Raw genomic sequence first — 17,308 nt, forward strand, 5'->3', positions numbered from 1 at the left:
AGTAGCCACCGTTGCGCGACGCGCAACGGGCTTGCATTGTAGCTGCCGTGCTCGACATGCACGGTCCCCACATTTTGTTCTAGTTTGGTTCTATGGCATTCAACGTCACTCTCAAGCAAAGCGGCCGGCAATTCCAGGTCGAGTCGGATGAAACCGTGCTGGCGGCTGCGCTGCGCCAGAACGTCCATCTGCCGTACGGCTGCAAGAACGGCGCGTGCGGCTCCTGCAAGGGCCAGATCGTGTCGGGCCAGATCGAACAGGGCCCGCACGCCGCGTCGGCGCTGTCCAACGACGAGCGCACGCGCGGCCTCGCGCTGCTGTGCTGCTCGAAGGCGCAGTGCGATCTCGAAATCGATGTGCGCGAAATCGCCGGCGTCGACGGCGTGCAGGTCAAGAAGCTGCCGTGCCGGATCGCCGCGCTCGAACGCAAGGCCGACGACGTGATGGTCGTGAAGCTGCAGTTGCCCGCCAACGAACGCCTGCAGTATCTCGCGGGCCAGTACGTCGAGTTCATCCTGAAGGACGGCTCGCGCCGCAGCTACTCGATGGCGAACGCGCCGCACGAGGAAGGCCCGATCGAGCTGCACATCCGCCACATGCCGGGCGGCAAGTTCACCGACCACGTGTTCGGCGCGATGAAGGAGCGCGACATCCTGCGCTTCGAGGGCCCGCTCGGCACGTTCTTCCTGCGCGAGGATTCCGACAAGCCGATCGTGCTGCTCGCATCGGGTACGGGCTTCGCACCGATCAAGGCAATCATCGAGCACGTGAAGCACACGGGCATCACGCGCCCGATGACGCTCTACTGGGGCGCGCGCCGCAAGAAGGACATCTACCTCGACGAGCTCGCCGAGCAGTGGGCACGCGAGATCCCGAATTTCAAGTACGTGCCCGTGCTCTCCGAGCCGGACGCCGGCGACCAGTGGACGGGCCGCACCGGCTTCGTCCATCGCGCCGTGATCGAGGATCTGCCCGACCTGTCGGGCTACCAGGTGTACGCGTGCGGCGCGCCGGTGATGGTCGAATCCGCGCAGCGCGACTTCACGCAGCACCACGCGCTGCCGGCCGACGAGTTCTACGCCGACTCGTTCACGAGCGCCGCCGATCTCGCGCATCCGGTCTGACACCCGCGCACCCGCGTCCCGCGTTGCGCACCGCGATGTCACATCCGTGGCATCGCGGCGGTTTACAGTGAGGCGCGGGATGCCTTATGCTTGCGCACATGAACTGCTTCCTGTCCGCCCTTCGACGTCGCCGCTCGCCGCTCCGCCCGGATGCCGCAGGCTCGTCACGGACTCGCGCGTAACCCCCACACCGCCTCACCGGTTACGCACAAGCTGTTCGACCCACCAGCCACGGCCTTCCGTGGCTTTTTTATTGCCTGTTTCCCTTTCAACGCCCGCTGGAGTCTGCTGCCATGCCCCTGAACGATTATCCGATCGACTCGCTGATGTACATCACGAACCGCCCCGACATCGTGTTTACGCACGGCAAGGGTTCGTGGCTCTACGATCACACGGGCAAGCGCTATCTGGACTTCATCCAGGGCTGGGCCGTCAACAGCCTCGGCCACTGCAACGACGGCATCGTCGAAGCGCTGAAGACCCAGGCGGAAAAGCTGCTGAACCCGTCGCCCGCGTTCTACAACGAACCGATGGCGAAGCTCGCGGGCCTGCTCACGCAGCACAGCGTGTTCGACAAGGTGTTCTTCACGAACAGCGGCGCGGAGGCAAACGAAGGCGCGATCAAGCTCGCGCGCAAGTGGGGCCGCAAGTTCAAGAACGGCGCCTACGAGATCATCACGTTCGACCACAGCTTCCACGGCCGCACGCTCGCGACGATGTCGGCCAGCGGCAAGCCGGGCTGGGACACGATCTACGCACCGCAGGTGCCGGGCTTCCCGAAGGCCGAGCTCAACGACATCAACTCGGTCGAGAGGCTGATCACCGACAAGACCGTCGCGGTGATGCTCGAGCCGATCCAGGGTGAAGGCGGCGTGATTCCGGCGACGCGCGAATTCATGCAGGCGCTGCGCGCGCTGACGAAGCAGCACAACCTGCTGCTGATCGTCGACGAGGTGCAAAGCGGCTGCGGCCGCGCGGGCACGCTGTTCGCGTACGAGCTGTCCGGCATCGAGCCGGACGTCATGACGCTCGCGAAAGGCATCGGCGGCGGCGCCCCGCTCGGCGCGCTGCTGTCGAAGGCCGAGGTCGCGGTGTTCGAGGCCGGCGACCAGGGCGGCACGTACAACGGCAACCCGCTGATGACGGCGGTCGGCTATTCGGTGATCTCGCAGCTCGTCGCGCCCGGCTTCCTCGAAGGCGTGCGCGCGCGCAGCGAATACCTGAAGCGCAAGCTGCTCGAGCTGTCGGAAGAGCGCGGTTTCGAAGGCGAACGCGGCGAAGGCCTGCTGCGCGCGCTGCTGCTCGGCAAGGACATCGGCCCGCAGATCGTCGAGAAGGCACGCGACATGCAGCCCGACGGCCTGCTGCTGAACGCCGCGCGGCCGAACCTGCTGCGCTTCATGCCCGCACTGAACGTGACGACCGAAGAGATCGACCAGATGATGGCGATGCTGCGGTCGGTTCTCGACACGCTCTGAGGAGAGCCCGCCGATGGATGCCGCCGCCGATGCTGTCGCAATCCGCCCGTTCGAACGCGCCGACACCGATGCCGTGCTCGCGGTATGGCGCGACGCGTTCCCGCAGTACGACGAAGCCGGTGCGCCGCCGCACCGCGATCCGATGCGATCGATCGAGCTGAAGCTCGCGACGCAGCCGGAGCTGTTTTTCGTCGCGACCAGCGGCGCACGCGTCGTCGGCACGCTGATGGCGGGTTTCGACGGACATCGCGGCTGGCTCTACTCGTTCGGCGTATCGAACGACGCGCGGCGGCTCGGCATCGGCCGCGCGCTGATCGCACATGCGGAACGCGCGCTCGCCGCGCGCGGCTGCCTGAAGATCAACCTGCAGGTGCTGCCGGGCAACGACGATGCGTGCCGCTTCTACGCGGCGCTCGGCTACCGCGTCGAGGAACGCATCTCGTTCGGCAAGACGCTGCCGGCCGCATGACGCGAAAGCCGGCCGCCGGCGATCTCAGCGCGTGATCGGCCCCGCGCCCGGCAGCGGATTGCCGAGCGCGTCGGTCGGCACGGCCTGCTGCTCGAACGCGGCGAAATATGCGGCCCACTGCGAGTCGCTCACGCGCACGATCAGCGCGCCGTCCTGCCAGATGTCGTTGTGGTCGTTGTGGTCGTCGCCCGCACGGTGCACGTAGTTCGAGCCCGTCGACCCCTGGTTCATGTGCGTGTCGTGGATGCCGTTGCCTTCGGCATACGAGCGGCCGAACACGACGACGTCGAGCCCCTGCGACTGCGCGGCGTTCACGAGCCGCAGCAGCGACGGGATCGGCTCCGGATTCTCCGTGCCGTCCATCACGGCGCTCGCGCGCCACGCTCCCGTTTCGTTCAGGATGTCGCTGCGCAGGTAGTCGAGCGCGGGCAATGCGGCCTGCCCCGTCAGGTCGGTATAGCCTTCGGCCGCGGCCGCGAGCGTCTGCGTGATCGGGTGGTGGAAATCGTAGACGAGCTTGTAGTTCAGCAAGTCGTCCGCGTCGCTGGTGCCGACGTTGATCGCGACGTCCCAGTTGCCGCCCGGCAACGCCAGCGTCAGGTGGATGTGATACTGGATCTCGCTGCCGTGCGGCGAGCCCTTCAGCTTCGCCACCGATGTCACCTTCGCCTTCACGAAACCGTAGTCCAGACTCATGCGTGCTCTCCGTGTCCCGATGGGCCGTCGATGCTACACGGCCCGTGTGTCGGTTTGCAGGCGACCGGCTTCGGGCGACCGGCGTCGGGCGACCGGCTTCGGGCGACCGGCTTCGGGCGGCCCTGCCCCATCGTTCCCGCGTCGCGTGCGCGGCGCAACAGTCGAATGAAGTCGCGCCCGCACGCACAAGTTCGCCCCGGATCGCATGACACGAAAAAAAAGGCTGTCACGGCATCCCGTGACAGCCTTTCGATAGCCCGTGCGCGACGCGCCCGGCACCTGCCGTCGCGCGCCACCGGGCCCGCTCATTCACTCACTCATTCACCGAGATACGCGGCACGCACCTTCGGATCGTCGAGCATCTGCTTCGCATCGCCTTCCATCGTGACCGTGCCCGAATCCATCACGTAGCCGCGGTCGGCCGCCTGCAGCGCGAGGCGTGCGTTCTGCTCGACGAGCAGCACCGTGATGCCCTCCTTCGAGATCTCGCGCACCACTTCGAAGATCTTCTCGACCATGATCGGCGACAGGCCCATCGACGGCTCGTCGAGCAGCAGCAGCTTCGGCTTCGACAGGATCGCGCGCGACATCGCCAGCATCTGCTGCTCGCCGCCCGACAGCGTGCCCGCGAGCTGCGTCGCACGCTCCTTCAGACGCGGGAAGAAGCCGAACATGCGGTCGACGTCCTTCTTGATCTGCTCGGTGTCGTTGCGCAGGTACGCACCCATCTGCATGTTCTCGACAATCGACATCCGCGCGAAGATCCCGCGGCCTTCCGGCACCATCGCGAGGCCGCGCTTGAGCAGCTCGTGGGTCGGCACGCCCTTGATCGACTTGCCGTCGTACTCGATGTCGCCCGCCGAATACGGCTTGAGACCCGTGATCGCCTTCATCGTCGTGGTCTTGCCTGCGCCGTTCGCGCCGATCAGCGTCACGAGCTCGCCCTGACGGACTTCCATGTCAACGCCCTTGACGGCCTGGATGCCGCCGTAGTTGACCTGCAAGCCCTTGATTTTCAACATTGCCGCTGCCATCAGTGCACCCCTGCGCCGAGATATGCCTCAATCACCTTCGGATTCTTCTGCACGTCCTGCGGCAGACCCTCGGCGATCACCTTGCCGTAATCGAGCACCGTCATCCGGTTGCACAACCCCATCACGAGCTTCACGTCGTGCTCGATCAGCAGAATCGTGCGGCCGTCCGAGCGGATCTTGTCGAGCAGGCGCGTGAGTTCGACCTTTTCGGTCGCGTTCATCCCGGCCGCCGGCTCGTCGAGCGCGAGCAGCTTCGGGTCGGTCGCCAGCGCGCGCGCGATCTCGAGACGGCGCTGGTGGCCGTACGAGAGGTTGCGCGACGTGTAGTCGGCGTACTGCAGCACACCGACGTATTCGAGCAGCTCGATCGCGCGTTCCTTGATCTCGCGCTCTTCCTGGCGTTCGGCCGGCGTCTGGAACACCGCGCCGAGCAACCCGTGCTTGGTACGCACGTGGCGGCCCACCATCACGTTCTCGAGGGCCGTCATCCCGCCGAACAGGCGGATGTTCTGGAACGTGCGCGCGATGCCCGTCTTCGCGACCTGATGCACCGCGGTCGGCTTGTATTCCGAGCCGTCGAGCTTGAACTCGCCGGAGTCCGGCGTGTAGAGGCCCGTGATCACGTTGAAGAACGTCGTCTTGCCGGCGCCGTTCGGGCCGATCAGCCCGTAGATCTCGCCTTCCTTGATCTCGAGGCCGACGTCGGACAGCGCCTGCAGGCCACCGAAGCGCTTGTTCACGCCCTTGACGGACAGTCGGATTTGCTTGTCGCTCATGTGTATATCCCCTGTGTCCGTAGGTTAAGCGCGCACCGGCTTCTTGCTGTTGCGCTTCGCCAGTTTCGCGATCTTGTCCTCATGCTTCGGCGCGGGCCACAGGCCTTCCGAGCGGTACAGCATGATGACCACCATCGCGAGGCCGTACAGCGCCTGACGGATCACTTCCGTATCGACGACGTCGTGACCGAACAGCGCGTGCTGCAGCGGGCTCATCGTCGAGCGCAGGAATTCCGGGAAGATCGCGAGCAGTACCGCGCCCAGGATCACGCCCGGGATGTGGCCCATGCCGCCGAGCACCACGCACGCCAGCACGACGATCGATTCCCAGAACGTGAACGACTCGGGCGACACGAAGCCCTGGAACGCACCGAACATCGCGCCCGACAGGCCGCCGAACGACGCGCCCATCGCGAACGCGAGCAGCTTCACGTTGCGGGTGTTGATGCCCATCGCCTTCGCCGCGATTTCGTCTTCGCGGATGGCTGCCCAGGCACGGCCGATACGCGAGTGCTGCAGGCGCGTACACACCCAGATCACCAGCAGCGAGCACAGCACGAACAGGTAGTAATACATGTAGACCGACGGCAGCTGCAGGCCGAACAGCGAGTGCGTCTGCGACAGGTTGAAGCCGCCGACGTGCACCGGATCGATGCCCGTGATCCCCTTCGGGCCGTTGGTGATGTTCACCGGACGGTCGAGGTTGTTCATGAAGATCCGGACGATTTCACCGAAGCCCAACGTCACGATCGCCAGGTAGTCGCCGCGCAGGCGCAGCGTCGGCGCGCCGAGCAGGATCCCGAAGGTCGCCGCCAGCGCCATCGCGATCGGCACGATGATCAGGAACGGGATGTGCAGGCCGTTCGGCGCGAGCGCCGCGATCCACTCGAACTGCGAGGTCAGGTGCGGCGAGCTCAGCAATGCCGCCGTGTACGCGCCCACCGCGTAGAACGCGATGTAGCCGAGGTCGAGCAGGCCGGCGAAGCCGACCACCACGTTCAGGCCCAGCGCGAGCATCACGTACAGCATCGCGAAGTCGAGCACGCGGACCCAGTAGTTGCCGCCGGCCGAGCCGATGATGATCGGCGCGGCGATCACGAACGCAGCGGTCAGGATGCCGATGATGACGGTCTTGGCGGTGTTGCGCTCTTCGACGAGCGACGTCGAGGATTCAATCGGTTGAATGGATGTCATGTTGTTTGCTCCCTTCCGTTACGCGCGATCCGCGACACGTTCACCCAACAGGCCGGACGGACGGAACACCAGCACGATGATCAGCACGACGAAGGCGAACACGTCCTGGTAGTTACTGCCGAAAACACCGCCCGTGAGGTTGCCGATGTAGCCGGCCCCGAGCTGCTCGATCAGGCCGAGCAGCACGCCGCCGACCATTGCGCCGCCGAGGTTGCCGATCCCGCCCAGCACCGCGGCCGTGAATGCCTTCATGCCGGGGATGAAGCCCATGTAGAAGTGCACGTTGCCGTATTCGGACGCGATCATCACGCCGGCCAGCGCGGCGAGCGCGGAGCCGATCATGAACGTCGCCGAGATCACGAAGTTCGGGTTCACGCCCATCAGGCTCGCGGTGTTCGGGCTTTCGGCGATCGCGCGCATCGCGCGGCCGAGCTTGGTCTTGTGCACGAGCAGCAGCAGGCCGCCCATCACGATGAACGCCACCGCGATGATCACGATTTCAGTAACCGAGATCACGGCGCCGGGCGTCGTGTCGGTCGCCTTGATCACGTTGATCGGATCGGTCGGCAGCAATTGGGGGAACGGCAGCGGGTTGCGCGACCAGATGATCATCGCGGCGGTCTGCAGCAGGATCGACACGCCGATCGCGGTGATCAGCGGGGCGAGGCGCGGTGCGCGGCGCAGCGGCCGGTATGCGACCCGCTCGATCGTGAAGCCGACGAACGCACAGACGACGGCGGCGATGCCCAGGCCGATCGTCAGCGTCGCGACGTTGCCGAGTCCGGGGAAATGGTTCTGCAGCACGGTGATGGCCGACAAGGCGACCATCGCGCCGATCATCAGCACGTCGCCGTGCGCGAAGTTGATGATGCCGAGAATGCCGTACACCATCGTGTAGCCCAACGCGATGATGGCGTAGACACTGCCGAGCACCAGCCCGTTGAGAACCTGCTGGACGAAAATATCCATTTAAAGCTCCTTGGCCCGTGCTGCCGGAGGACGGTGCGCCCCGCGGGTAAGCGAGGAATCGCGCCTTCTCGGCGACACTGCGGGTACTAGTCGATACCGGTAAGGGTGGATCGTCCCGGCGCGCGCCGCCCGGCCTGTACGGCCGGACTTGCCGCCGGAGCGGATACAGAAACGGCACCGCACTGTTCCGGTGCCGTCATGAGTCCCGTCGCTAAATCGTCACGACATCGAGGACGGTGTTCGTGGCCTCCTTGAAGTCGTAGGGCAGCATGCCGAGACGGCCATCGTCCGGTTGCCCGGCATCCGTGCCTTTTCCCGTCCGGTGCGAGGCGAGCCCCGCGTCCGGGCAGATCGGATTCCGTATCGCGCCGCCCCGCGAGGCACCGCGAACGCCGCGCCCGACATTCGTCAGGACTGCGTCGGAATCCATCGTACGAATCAGGCCGCGCGCCGCGACACCATTGCTCGCGGCAACGCGCTGTTTCGTCGAATCGAAATGAAAGGGGGCCGGCGACATCGGCACGCTGCCCACAGCGCCGGGCACCATGGCCGGCCTGCGTCGATCGGCGCGCACGGTCGCTGTCACGCCACGACCGGCGGCTTGCTGCATTGCAACCTGCGTGCCCGCTGCCTGACCGTTCGCCAGGCCAAGCGCGTTGATTTCCTCGATCGCCAAACGTGCCCCGTTTTCCTTGTCCTTGCCCAATTGCGCGATGCGGCACGCGAACGGTGCCGCACGAACGGTTCCGGCGACGCGCACGCCGCTGGCCGGCGGTGCCGCGAACACCGCAGCCTCCCTCCCCGCCCCGCCGTCGCTCTTTTTGCTGCAGCCGGCAAGCATTGCAACCGGTGCGGCGACGGACACGGCGTAAGCCAACTTCACATGCATCGAATGGTCTCCCGCGCCTTGCCAAAACCCGATTTCAAAGCCATTCAGGCCTGAAAACGGGCGCATTGTAACTCCATTTATAGGACGCCAATAATCCTGATTCGATGGGGTTTTCCTGCATTGCAACCAATTTTGAGAGACGCTTGAAAACGACAGGAGCAACCGGGTTGCACCATGAATGCGGAGAATGGTTGCGATTGCAATTCCGACGGGTAAAAAAAAGCGCGCCGGGAGGCGCGCTTCGGTGTGTCCGCAGGTGCGCTGCGTCAATCACGCGGCGGGCGGCAGGTTCAACCCGCGCGGCAGCGGAAACGACACGTTTTCCTCGATGCCTTCGAGCGCGCGGACGTTGCGCACACCGAGCTCGCGCAGACGCGCGATCACGGCCTGGGCGAGCACTTCGGGTGCCGACGCGCCGGCCGTCACGCCGATGCGGCGCTTGCCCGCGACCCATGCCGGGTCGATCTGGTCGGGTGCATCGACCATGTAGGCGTCCACGCCGCGCTTCTCGGCCACTTCGCGCAGGCGGCTCGAATTCGAGCTGTTCGGGCTGCCGACGACGATCACGACATCGCATTGCGGCGCCATGAACTTCACTGCGTCCTGGCGGTTCTGCGTCGCGTAGCAGATGTCCTGCTTCTTCGGCTCGCGGATTTTCGGATACTTGGCCTTCAACGCGCCGATGATCTCGGCTGCATCGTCGACGGACAGCGTCGTCTGCGTGACGAGCGCGATGCGCTCGGGATCGGCGAGTTCGAGCTTCTGCACGTCCTCGACGCTCTCGACGAGATGCATGCCGCGCTCGACCTGCCCCATCGTGCCTTCGACTTCCGGATGGCCCTTGTGGCCGATCATCACGATGTCGACGCCGTCCTGGCGCATCTTCGCCACTTCGACGTGCACCTTCGTGACGAGCGGGCAGGTTGCGTCGTAAATGCGCAACCCGCGCACGTCGGCCTCGTCGCGCACGGCCTTCGACACGCCGTGCGCACTGAAGATCACGGTATTGCCGGCCGGCACTTCCTCGAGTTCCTCGACGAAGATCGCGCCTTTCTTCTTCAGATCCTCGACCACGTACTTGTTGTGGACGATTTCGTGACGAACGTAGATCGGCGCACCGTGCATCGCGATTGCGCGCTCGACGATCTCGATCGCGCGATCGACACCCGCGCAAAAACCGCGCGGCTGGGCCAGCAGGATTTCGGCGTCGGCTGCGACGGTCTGCCCGGACAGCGTATCGGTGGTGCTCATGATTACAGGATTCCGATGATTTTCACTTCGAACGTGAGCGCTTGGCCCGCGAGCGGATGATTGAAGTCGAACAGTGCCGAGGTTTCGCTGACTTCCTTCAGCACCCCCGCGTACCGGCCGCCGTCCGGCGCATTGAACTCGATCAGTTCGCCCGGCGTGAAATCGTCGCCGACCATCCCGTTCTCGCGCAGCGTCGACAGCGTGACGCGCTGGAGCATGTCGGGATTGCGGGGACCGAACCCCTGTTCGGGCGTTAGCTGAAAAGTCGAATGGTCGCCGACCCTGAGCCCGATCAGAATCTGTTCCAGCGACGGCGCCAGTTGCCCCGCGCCGAGCAGCAGCGTGGCCGGCTTGTCGGTGAAGGTGTTGACGATGTCGGCGCCGTCGGCCAGTGCCAGCCGGTAATGCAACGTGACGTGGGAACCGGGCTTCACTTCGGATAGATCGATGAGGCTCATGAATTACTCGTTCGGTCGGCGCCCGATACGGCCGAAAGGCCCGGCGCAAAGCCAATATTGTAAGTCACCTGAGCGCGCAAGGCGGAAAGTGCGACGACGTCGCGCACACCGCCCGCCGCCAATGGAGTTTCGAGCATGCTGTCACCCTGCCTCACCCCGCCGCCCGTCGAATGCCGCGACACCGCCGATCTGCCTGCCGCTCCGCCCGGCCGCGGCCTCCCGATCCGCCGGCGCAAGCGCCGCCCGCGCGACTGGCGGCCCGAGCGGCCGCGCGAGCGATTGCTGGAGCGCGGGTCGGCCGCGCTGACCGACGACGAACTGATCGCCCTGCTGCTCGGCACCGGCAAGCCGGGGCACGACGTGTTCGTCACGGCCCGCGCGCTGGTCGGGCAGTTCAAGACGTTGCGCGGGCTGCTCGAGGCAACCGCCGACGATTTCGAGGCGCACCCCGGCATCGGCCCCGCGCGCTCCGCGCGGCTGGTTGCGGTCACCGAGATCGCGCGGCGCGTGCTGAAGGAGAAAGCGCGCGAGAAGAGGCTGATCGATTCGCCCGGCGCGGTCGAGGACTATCTGCGGATGAAGATCGGTGCGCGCCCGCACGAAGTGTTCGCCGCGGTCTACCTCGACGCGCGCCATGGCCTGATCGACACCGAGGAAATCACGCGCGGCTCGCTGACGCGCATGGCCGTCTACCCGCGCGAGATCGTGCGCCGCGCGATGGTGCACAACGCCGCGGCGCTGATCGTCGCGCACAACCATCCGTCCGGCGCGGTGCAGCCGAGCGCGGAGGATCGGCGCCTGACCCGCGTGCTGCACGACGCGCTCGCGCTCGTCGACGTTCAGCTGCTCGATCACGTCGTCATCGGCACCAGTGATACTTTTTCGTTCGCACGGGCCGGTTGGCTGTAGACTGTGCGGTTGCGGCCCGCCTGAGGGCGCCGCAACGGCGATGCGAAATTAGGTTTGATTTTTCTGAACTTTTTCTGCTAGAATCGCCGTCTGTCTTTTTTCCAACCAGTTCTAGCCATCGAAGGGCCTTGTCTGTAAGGGCTTCGGCGTTCTGAGTGCAGCCATGGATCACGTGGCGGTACGATGGAACCTTCATCGGCGATCGAACCCCGAATTTAGCGTATTAGGAGTGCTCTCATGGCACGCGTATGCCAAGTAACTGGGAAAGCGCCGATGAGCGGCAACAACGTTTCCCACGCCAACAACAAGACGAAGCGCCGCTTCCTGCCGAACCTGCAAAACCGCCGGTTCTGGGTGGAGAGCGAAAACCGCTGGGTGCGCCTGCGCGTCTCGAACGCCGGCCTGCGCCTGATCGACAAGAACGGCATCGATTCCGTGCTCGCTGACCTGCGCGCACGCGGCGAAGCCTAAGCCCAAGGAGCACAATCATGGCAAAAGGCGCACGCGACAAGATCAAGCTCGAGTCGACCGCTGGTACGGGTCACTTCTACACGACCACGAAGAACAAGCGCAACATGCCGGAAAAGATGGCGATCAAGAAGTTCGATCCCGTCGTCCGCAAGCATGTGGAATACAAAGAAACCAAGATCAAGTAATCTCCGGTTTCTGCCAGCCTGACGGCGACCGAAAAGCCCCGCACATGCGGGGCTTTTTGTTTTGCGCGCACGCTCCGGCGCGACGCGGTATGCTCTCCCCTTTCCGCGGCTGCGGCCGCCGGAACGCACAAGATCAAAAGCGTAACGATGGAGATGCAGCATGAAATTCGACGTGGCGATCGTCGGCAGCGGCCTGGCAGGGCTGTCGGTCGCACTCAACCTGGCCAGCACGCGACGTGTCGCGCTGATCGCGAAACGTTCGATGATGGAGGGAGCAAGCGATAACGCGCAAGGCGGCATCGCGGCCGTCCTCGATTCGGCGGACAGCATCGAGAACCACGTCGACGACACGCTGGTCGCCGGCGGCGGACTGTGCGACGAAGGCGCGACGCGCTACATCGTCGAGCACGGCCGCGAAGCGATCGAATGGCTGATCTCCCAGGGCGTGCCGTTCACGAAGGACGACGCAGCCGAGCTCGGCTTCCACCTCACGCGCGAAGGCGGCCACAGCCACCGCCGGATCATCCACGCGGCCGACGCGACCGGCCACGCGGTGCTCGCGACGCTGTCGGCGCGGGCGCGCCAGCATCCGAACATTACGTTCTTCGAAAACCACCACGCGATCGACCTGATCACGTCGGACCGCCTCGGCCTGCCCGGCCGCCGCTGTCACGGCCTGTATGCGCTCGACGTCGACAACGACCGCACGATCACGATCGAGGCGCCGCATACGGTGCTCGCGACCGGCGGCGCCGGCAAGGTCTACCTGTACACGACGAACCCCGACACCGCGACCGGCGACGGCATCGCGATGGCGTGGCGCGCGGGCTGCCGCGTGTCCAACATGGAATTCATCCAGTTCCACCCGACCTGCCTGTTCCATCCCTATGCAAAGTCGTTCCTGATCTCGGAAGCCGTGCGCGGCGAAGGCGGCCTGCTGAAGCTGCCCGACGGTACGCGCTTCATGCCCGCGCACGATCCGCGCGCCGAACTCGCACCGCGCGACATCGTCGCACGCGCGATCGACTTCGAGATCAAGAAGCGCGGGATCGACTGCGTGTATCTCGACATCAGCCACCAGCCGGAAGCGTTCCTGCGCGAGCACTTCCCGACGATCCACGCGCGCTGCCTCGAATTCGGCATCGATATCGCGAAGCAGCCGATTCCCGTCGTGCCGGCCGCCCACTACACGTGCGGCGGCGTCGTCACCGATCTCGCCGGGCGCACCGATCTCGCGGGCCTGTATGCGGTCGGCGAAACGTCGTACACCGGGCTCCACGGTGCGAACCGGCTCGCGAGCAACTCGCTGCTCGAATGTCTCGTGATCGGCCGAGCGGCGGCCGACGCGATCGAGGCGGCCGGCTTCGACGCCGAAACGCCCGCCACGCTGCCCGCGTGGGACGAAAGCCGCGTGTCGGATGCGGACGAGGAAGTCGTCGTTGCGCACAACTGGGACGAGCTGCGCCGCCTGATGTGGAACTACGTCGGCATCGTGCGTACCGACAAGCGTCTCGAACGCGCGAAGCACCGGCTGTCGCTGCTGCGCGACGAGATCCAGGAGTACTACGCGAACTTCCGCGTGACGCGCGACCTGCTCGAACTGCGCAACCTCGTCGACGTGGCGACACTGATCGTGAAAAGCGCGTACTCGCGCCGCGAAAGCCGCGGGCTGCACTACAGCCGCGACTGGCCGCACACGCTGCCGAAGGCGCTGCCGAGCGTGCTCACGCCCCGCTCGCGCCGCTGACCGCCAAGCCGTTCCCGGCTGCGGTCCACGAAAAAAGCCGCTGGCGTTTGCGCGCCAGCGGCTTTTTTGTCAGACGGGATGTCGCGCGGTCAGTCGACGATACGCATCGAATAGTCCGTCGCGCGCACGTCCTTCGTCAGCGCGCCGATCGAGATACGGTCGACACCCGTTTCCGCGAACGCACGCACCGTATCGAAATTGACGCCGCCCGACACTTCGAGCACAGCCTTGCCGTTCGCGACACGCACCGCTTCACGCATCATGTCGAGCGTGAAGTTGTCGAGCAGCACCGACTGCGCGCGATGCGCGAGCGCCGTATCGAGTTGCGCGAGCGTCTCGACTTCGACCTGCACGGGCACGCCCGACTCCAGCGCGAACGCCGCGTCGAGTGCCTCGCCGACACCGCCTGCCGCTGCGATGTGGTTCTCCTTGATCAGGATGCCGTCATACAGCGCAAGACGCTGGTTCTCGCCGCCGCCGACACGCACAGCGTATTTCTGCGCGAGCCGCAGGCCCGGCAGCGTCTTGCGCGTGTCGAGGATCTTCGCGCGCGTGCCTTCGACGCGCTCGACGTAACGGCGCGTCGCAGTCGCGACACCCGACAGCAACTGCAGGAAGTTCAGTCCGTTGCGCTCGGCCGTCAGCAGTGCACGCGCCGGCCCTTCGAGTTCGCAGACGGTCGAATCGGGCGTCATCCGGTCGCCTTCGCGATAGCGCCATTGCACGACGATCGCCGGATCGATTCGTGCAATCACGGCCTCGAACCACGGTACGCCGCACAGCACGGCGTCCTCGCGCACGATGATGCGCGCCCGGCGACGCCCGCCGGCCGGCACGAGCCGCCCGGTCTGGTCGCCCGTGCCGACGTCTTCCGCGATCGCATCGGCCACGTTGCGCGCGATCGCATCGTCGAATGCCGCGCCGTATTGCTCGCGGACGACGTCGAACAGCGGGGATACGGCTGCGTTCGTCATGCAGCCCCCACGTTCGCAAACAGTTGCTGGTCGCGCTGCAGATCGCCGCTCGCCTGCACGCGCTTCTTGTGCGCCGCTGCGAAATCGAGCATCCGGTCGATCGGCAGACGTGCACGCTCGCCGATCGCGGGATCGACGAAGATCTCGTTGTGACCGCGTTCGAGCACGTCGGCGAGGTTCGCGAGGCCGTTCATCGCCATCCACGGGCAATGTGCGCAGCTCTTGCAGGTTGCGCTGTTGCCGGCCGTCGGTGCGGCGATGAAGGTCTTGCCGGGCGCCGCAAGCTGCATCTTGTGCAGGATGCCGAGATCGGTCGCGACGATGAAGCGCGTCGCGTCGAACTTCACGGCTGCGTCGATCAATTGCGTCGTCGAGCCTACGACGTCCGCCTGTGCGACGACATTTTCCGGCGATTCGGGGTGGACGAGCACCTTCGCGTCCGGATACTCGGCGCGCAGCAGGTCGAGTTCGATGCCCTTGAACTCGTCGTGGACGAGGCACGAGCCTTGCCACAACAGCATGTCCGCGCCGGTTTTCTTCTGGATGTAGCTGCCGAGATGGCGATCCGGCGCCCAGATGATCTTCTCGCCACGCGCATGCAGGTCGGCCACGATCTCGAGGCCGATCGACGACGTGACCATCCAGTCCGCGCGCGCCTTCACGGCGGCGCTGGTATTCGCGTAGACGACGACGGTACGGTCGGGATGCGCATCGCAGAACGCCGAGAATTCGTCGGCCGGGCAGCCGAGGTCGAGCGAGCAGGTCGCATCGAGGTCGGGCATCAGGATCCGCTTGTTCGGGCTCAGGATCTTCGCGGTTTCGCCCATGAAGCGCACGCCGGCGACGACCAGCGTCTGCGCGTCGTGATCGCGGCCGAAGCGGGCCATTTCGAGCGAGTCGGCGACACAGCCGCCCGTTTCGTCGGCCAGTTCCTGCAATTCGGCGTCGACGTAGTAGTGCGCGACCAGGACGGCCTTTTCACGCACGAGCAGCGCCTTGATACGTGCCTTCAGTGCAGCGCGCTCTTCGGCGGACGGTGCGTCGGGCACCTTGGCCCATGCCTGCCCCACGCCGCACACGGTCCCTGCTGCGACGGGCCGATCGTATTCGACGGGTTTGATCGTCGATTGCATCTCCATATCTCCTGTCGATCCAAGTTAGCGCTTTAGCGCTTACTTGGATCCCATGCTTCGCGGTCGATCCAAGTTAGTGCTTTGGCGCTTACTTCGATCCATGCTTCGCGGTCGATCCAAGTTAGTGCTTTGGCATTTACTTCGATCCATGCTTCGCGGTCGACCAGCATCAGCGCCTTGGCGCCCCCTCCGGCCTCACCCCTGTGCTCGCCCCGGGGCAACCATTCGCCGCTGCCCCAAGCCTCATACAAATCCGGCCCTACCGATTACCTTCAAAACCGGAAGCCCAAATAAAAAACCCCGCCAACGCGGGGTTTTTGACGTCCTTAGATTCTAATCGATTTCGAATCAGGCGTAGCGGCGCAGGCGCGTCGCGAATTCCTGCAGCGCCTTGATGCCGCTTTGTTCTGCGCGATGGCACCAATCCTGCAATTGGGCGAGAAGCTGTTCGCGCGATGCGGTCGAACGATCCCAGATCGCGGCCAGATCCTGGCGGAGCTGGAAGTACGTGTGCAGCTTCTGGCTGTTTGCGAAGATTTCCGGCAGCAGCTTCTTCTGCGGCTCGTCGAGGCCGTCGGCATCCTTGTGGAACCACTTGCGCGCACCGCGCATCAGCTGGTACTTCTCGCCGCCGATTTCCTTCAGGTGCGCGAGCTCCTGACGGTATGCGCGCTTCACGGCCTTGCCGTAGCGCGCCATCACTTCGTAGCGGTTCGACAGCACGGCCTGCAGCGTTTCCTGGTCGAGCACCGTCTTCGGCTTGTTCAGGCGCGGCGTCGGTGCGACCTTCTTCACCTTCGCGAGACCGAATGCCGACATGATGCGGATGTACATCCAGCCGATGTCGAACTCGTACCACTTGTTCGACAGCTTCGCCGACGTCGCGAACGTGTGGTGGTTGTTGTGCAGCTCTTCGCCGCCGATCACGATGCCCCACGGGAACAGGTTCGTGCTCGCGTCGGCCGAGTTGAAGTTGCGATAACCCCAGAAGTGACCGAAGCCGTTGACGACGCCAGCCGCCCAGAACGGAATCCAGACCATCTGCACGGCCCAGACGGTCAGGCCGAGCACGCCGAACAGCGCGACATCGATCACCATCATCAGGCTCACGCCGAGGATCGGGTACTTCGAGTAGATGTTGCGTTCGATCCAGTCGTTCGGCGTGCCGTGGCTGAACTTGCGCATCGTCTCTTCATTCTTCGCTTCCGCGCGATACAGCTCGGCGCCCTCGAGGAACACCTTCCAGATGCCGCGCGTCTGCGGGCTGTGCGGATCTTCCTCGGTCTCGCACTTCGCATGGTGCTTGCGGTGAATCGCGGCCCACTGGCCCGTCAGCATGCCGGTCGTCATCCACAGCCAGAGGCGGAAGAAGTGGCTCGCGATCGGATGCAGCTCGAGTGCGCGATGCGCCTGGCAGCGGTGCAGGTAGACCGTCACGCCGATGATCGTGACGTGCGTGACGGCGAGCGCGAACAGCGCGACCTGCCACCACGAAAAATGCAGGAGCCCGTGGGAAAGAAAATCGAGCAGGGAATTCAACAAGGCAGTTAC

At 65.1% G+C, this 17,308-nt stretch carries 19 protein-coding genes; 7 read left to right on the top strand and 12 right to left on the bottom strand.

The annotated features are described in order from the left end of the window. Positions 1 to 92 precede the first annotated feature (92 nt). The 3 genes from APZ15_RS00365 to APZ15_RS00375 all read left to right on the top strand — a co-directional run bounded on the left by APZ15_RS00365 (position 93) and on the right by APZ15_RS00375 (position 3,071). The gene (locus tag APZ15_RS00365) at positions 93 to 1,124 is read left to right on the top strand and encodes a CDP-6-deoxy-delta-3,4-glucoseen reductase (protein ID WP_021160764.1); all 1,032 of its coding nucleotides are present in this window, start codon (positions 93 to 95) and stop codon (positions 1,122 to 1,124) included. 293 nt (positions 1,125 to 1,417) lie between these two features. Continuing rightward, positions 1,418 to 2,602, top strand: a complete 1,185-nt coding sequence (locus APZ15_RS00370; RefSeq protein WP_027786679.1) for an acetylornithine transaminase — start codon at positions 1,418 to 1,420, stop codon at positions 2,600 to 2,602. A gap of 13 nt (positions 2,603 to 2,615) precedes the next feature. Beyond that, positions 2,616 to 3,071, top strand: coding sequence for a GNAT family acetyltransferase (locus APZ15_RS00375; RefSeq protein WP_027786678.1), 456 nt, complete (start codon positions 2,616 to 2,618; stop codon positions 3,069 to 3,071). Between the two features lie 24 nt (positions 3,072 to 3,095). Here the strand turns inward: APZ15_RS00375 and APZ15_RS00380 are convergent, their stop codons facing one another. The 8 genes from APZ15_RS00380 to APZ15_RS00415 form a co-directional block, all read right to left on the bottom strand. Then, entirely contained in the window at positions 3,096 to 3,767 is a 672-nt protein-coding gene (locus tag APZ15_RS00380) for a DUF2278 family protein (RefSeq protein ID WP_027786677.1), read from the bottom strand. 317 nt (positions 3,768 to 4,084) lie between these two features. Beyond that, positions 4,085 to 4,801 (bottom strand): ABC transporter ATP-binding protein, encoded by a 717-nt coding sequence (locus APZ15_RS00385; RefSeq protein WP_027786676.1) that lies wholly within the window; start codon positions 4,799 to 4,801, stop codon positions 4,085 to 4,087. Beyond that, on the bottom strand, positions 4,801 to 5,577 hold the full coding sequence (locus APZ15_RS00390) for an ABC transporter ATP-binding protein (RefSeq protein ID WP_021160760.1): 777 nt from the start codon (positions 5,575 to 5,577) through the stop codon (positions 4,801 to 4,803). The genes APZ15_RS00385 and APZ15_RS00390 overlap by 1 nt, the downstream gene beginning before the upstream one ends. Positions 5,578 to 5,601: 24 nt before the next feature. Next, positions 5,602 to 6,771 carry an ABC transporter permease subunit gene (locus tag APZ15_RS00395; RefSeq protein ID WP_027786675.1) on the bottom strand — a complete coding sequence of 390 codons (1,170 nt, stop codon included), beginning with the start codon at positions 6,769 to 6,771 and terminating at the stop codon, positions 5,602 to 5,604. An 18-nt stretch (positions 6,772 to 6,789) separates the two neighbouring features. Beyond that, entirely contained in the window at positions 6,790 to 7,740 is a 951-nt protein-coding gene (locus APZ15_RS00400; protein WP_006478051.1) for a branched-chain amino acid ABC transporter permease, read from the bottom strand. Between the two features lie 211 nt (positions 7,741 to 7,951). After that, a complete protein-coding gene (locus tag APZ15_RS00405; protein WP_226153284.1) occupies positions 7,952 to 8,695 on the bottom strand; it encodes an amino acid-binding protein in 744 nt (247 codons plus the stop codon). A gap of 204 nt (positions 8,696 to 8,899) precedes the next feature. Further along, positions 8,900 to 9,880 carry a 4-hydroxy-3-methylbut-2-enyl diphosphate reductase gene (gene ispH, locus APZ15_RS00410; RefSeq protein WP_021160756.1) on the bottom strand — a complete coding sequence of 327 codons (981 nt, stop codon included), beginning with the start codon at positions 9,878 to 9,880 and terminating at the stop codon, positions 8,900 to 8,902. Positions 9,881 to 9,882: 2 nt separating this feature from the next. Next, positions 9,883 to 10,338: an FKBP-type peptidyl-prolyl cis-trans isomerase gene (locus APZ15_RS00415; protein ID WP_027786673.1), complete on the bottom strand. Its 456-nt coding sequence runs from the start codon at positions 10,336 to 10,338 to the stop codon at positions 9,883 to 9,885. A 135-nt stretch (positions 10,339 to 10,473) separates the two neighbouring features. Here APZ15_RS00415 and radC point away from each other — a divergent pair, with 135 nt between their 5' ends. The 4 genes from radC to nadB all read left to right on the top strand — a co-directional run bounded on the left by radC (position 10,474) and on the right by nadB (position 13,650). Continuing rightward, positions 10,474 to 11,247, top strand: coding sequence for a RadC family protein (radC, locus tag APZ15_RS00420; protein ID WP_027786672.1), 774 nt, complete (start codon positions 10,474 to 10,476; stop codon positions 11,245 to 11,247). 237 nt (positions 11,248 to 11,484) lie between these two features. Beyond that, positions 11,485 to 11,718, top strand: coding sequence for a 50S ribosomal protein L28 (gene rpmB / locus APZ15_RS00425; RefSeq protein ID WP_004186391.1), 234 nt, complete (start codon positions 11,485 to 11,487; stop codon positions 11,716 to 11,718). Positions 11,719 to 11,735: 17 nt separating this feature from the next. Next, positions 11,736 to 11,903 carry a 50S ribosomal protein L33 gene (gene rpmG, locus APZ15_RS00430; RefSeq protein ID WP_006478046.1) on the top strand — a complete coding sequence of 56 codons (168 nt, stop codon included), beginning with the start codon at positions 11,736 to 11,738 and terminating at the stop codon, positions 11,901 to 11,903. Between the two features lie 160 nt (positions 11,904 to 12,063). After that, on the top strand, positions 12,064 to 13,650 hold the full coding sequence (gene nadB / locus APZ15_RS00435) for an L-aspartate oxidase (protein ID WP_027786671.1): 1,587 nt from the start codon (positions 12,064 to 12,066) through the stop codon (positions 13,648 to 13,650). Between the two features lie 89 nt (positions 13,651 to 13,739). Here nadB and nadC read toward each other — a convergent pair whose 3' ends face one another. The 4 genes from nadC to APZ15_RS00450 form a co-directional block, all read right to left on the bottom strand. Further along, complete coding sequence (gene nadC, locus APZ15_RS00440) at positions 13,740 to 14,624, bottom strand: carboxylating nicotinate-nucleotide diphosphorylase (protein ID WP_021160751.1); 885 nt, start codon at positions 14,622 to 14,624, stop codon at positions 13,740 to 13,742. Continuing rightward, positions 14,621 to 15,757, bottom strand: coding sequence for a quinolinate synthase NadA (nadA, locus tag APZ15_RS00445; RefSeq protein ID WP_027786670.1), 1,137 nt, complete (start codon positions 15,755 to 15,757; stop codon positions 14,621 to 14,623). Before nadA ends, nadC begins: the two co-directional genes overlap by 4 nt. 32 nt (positions 15,758 to 15,789) lie before the next feature. Further along, positions 15,790 to 15,927, bottom strand: a complete 138-nt coding sequence (locus tag APZ15_RS40625; RefSeq protein WP_155253121.1) for a hypothetical protein — start codon at positions 15,925 to 15,927, stop codon at positions 15,790 to 15,792. A gap of 178 nt (positions 15,928 to 16,105) precedes the next feature. Beyond that, positions 16,106 to 17,299, bottom strand: a complete 1,194-nt coding sequence (locus APZ15_RS00450; RefSeq protein ID WP_027786669.1) for a DesA family fatty acid desaturase — start codon at positions 17,297 to 17,299, stop codon at positions 16,106 to 16,108. Between the last annotated feature and the right edge of the window lie 9 nt (positions 17,300 to 17,308).

This window comes from Burkholderia cepacia ATCC 25416 (assembly GCF_001411495.1).
Lineage (GTDB): Bacteria > Pseudomonadota > Gammaproteobacteria > Burkholderiales > Burkholderiaceae > Burkholderia > Burkholderia cepacia.

What these genes read in the sequence shown, in the direction of transcription:
- APZ15_RS00385 (WP_027786676.1), bottom strand. Translation starts at nt 4,801, where the DNA reads ATGGCAGCGGCAATGTTGAAAATCAAGGGCTTGCAGGTCAACTACGGC.
- APZ15_RS00400 (WP_006478051.1), bottom strand. Translation starts at nt 7,740, where the DNA reads ATGGATATTTTCGTCCAGCAGGTTCTCAACGGGCTGGTGCTCGGCAGT.
- APZ15_RS00390 (WP_021160760.1), bottom strand. Translation starts at nt 5,577, where the DNA reads ATGAGCGACAAGCAAATCCGACTGTCCGTCAAGGGCGTGAACAAGCGC.
- nadB (WP_027786671.1), top strand. Translation starts at nt 12,064, where the DNA reads ATGAAATTCGACGTGGCGATCGTCGGCAGCGGCCTGGCAGGGCTGTCG.
- APZ15_RS00415 (WP_027786673.1), bottom strand. Translation starts at nt 10,338, where the DNA reads ATGAGCCTCATCGATCTATCCGAAGTGAAGCCCGGTTCCCACGTCACG.
- APZ15_RS00395 (WP_027786675.1), bottom strand. Translation starts at nt 6,771, where the DNA reads ATGACATCCATTCAACCGATTGAATCCTCGACGTCGCTCGTCGAAGAG.
- APZ15_RS40625 (WP_155253121.1), bottom strand. Translation starts at nt 15,927, where the DNA reads ATGCTGGTCGACCGCGAAGCATGGATCGAAGTAAATGCCAAAGCACTA.
- rpmB (WP_004186391.1), top strand. Translation starts at nt 11,485, where the DNA reads ATGGCACGCGTATGCCAAGTAACTGGGAAAGCGCCGATGAGCGGCAAC.
- radC (WP_027786672.1), top strand. Translation starts at nt 10,474, where the DNA reads ATGCTGTCACCCTGCCTCACCCCGCCGCCCGTCGAATGCCGCGACACC.
- APZ15_RS00370 (WP_027786679.1), top strand. Translation starts at nt 1,418, where the DNA reads ATGCCCCTGAACGATTATCCGATCGACTCGCTGATGTACATCACGAAC.
- nadC (WP_021160751.1), bottom strand. Translation starts at nt 14,624, where the DNA reads ATGACGAACGCAGCCGTATCCCCGCTGTTCGACGTCGTCCGCGAGCAA.
- nadA (WP_027786670.1), bottom strand. Translation starts at nt 15,757, where the DNA reads ATGCAATCGACGATCAAACCCGTCGAATACGATCGGCCCGTCGCAGCA.
- APZ15_RS00375 (WP_027786678.1), top strand. Translation starts at nt 2,616, where the DNA reads ATGGATGCCGCCGCCGATGCTGTCGCAATCCGCCCGTTCGAACGCGCC.
- APZ15_RS00380 (WP_027786677.1), bottom strand. Translation starts at nt 3,767, where the DNA reads ATGAGTCTGGACTACGGTTTCGTGAAGGCGAAGGTGACATCGGTGGCG.
- APZ15_RS00365 (WP_021160764.1), top strand. Translation starts at nt 93, where the DNA reads ATGGCATTCAACGTCACTCTCAAGCAAAGCGGCCGGCAATTCCAGGTC.
- ispH (WP_021160756.1), bottom strand. Translation starts at nt 9,880, where the DNA reads ATGAGCACCACCGATACGCTGTCCGGGCAGACCGTCGCAGCCGACGCC.
- APZ15_RS00405 (WP_226153284.1), bottom strand. Translation starts at nt 8,695, where the DNA reads ATGCGCCCGTTTTCAGGCCTGAATGGCTTTGAAATCGGGTTTTGGCAA.
- rpmG (WP_006478046.1), top strand. Translation starts at nt 11,736, where the DNA reads ATGGCAAAAGGCGCACGCGACAAGATCAAGCTCGAGTCGACCGCTGGT.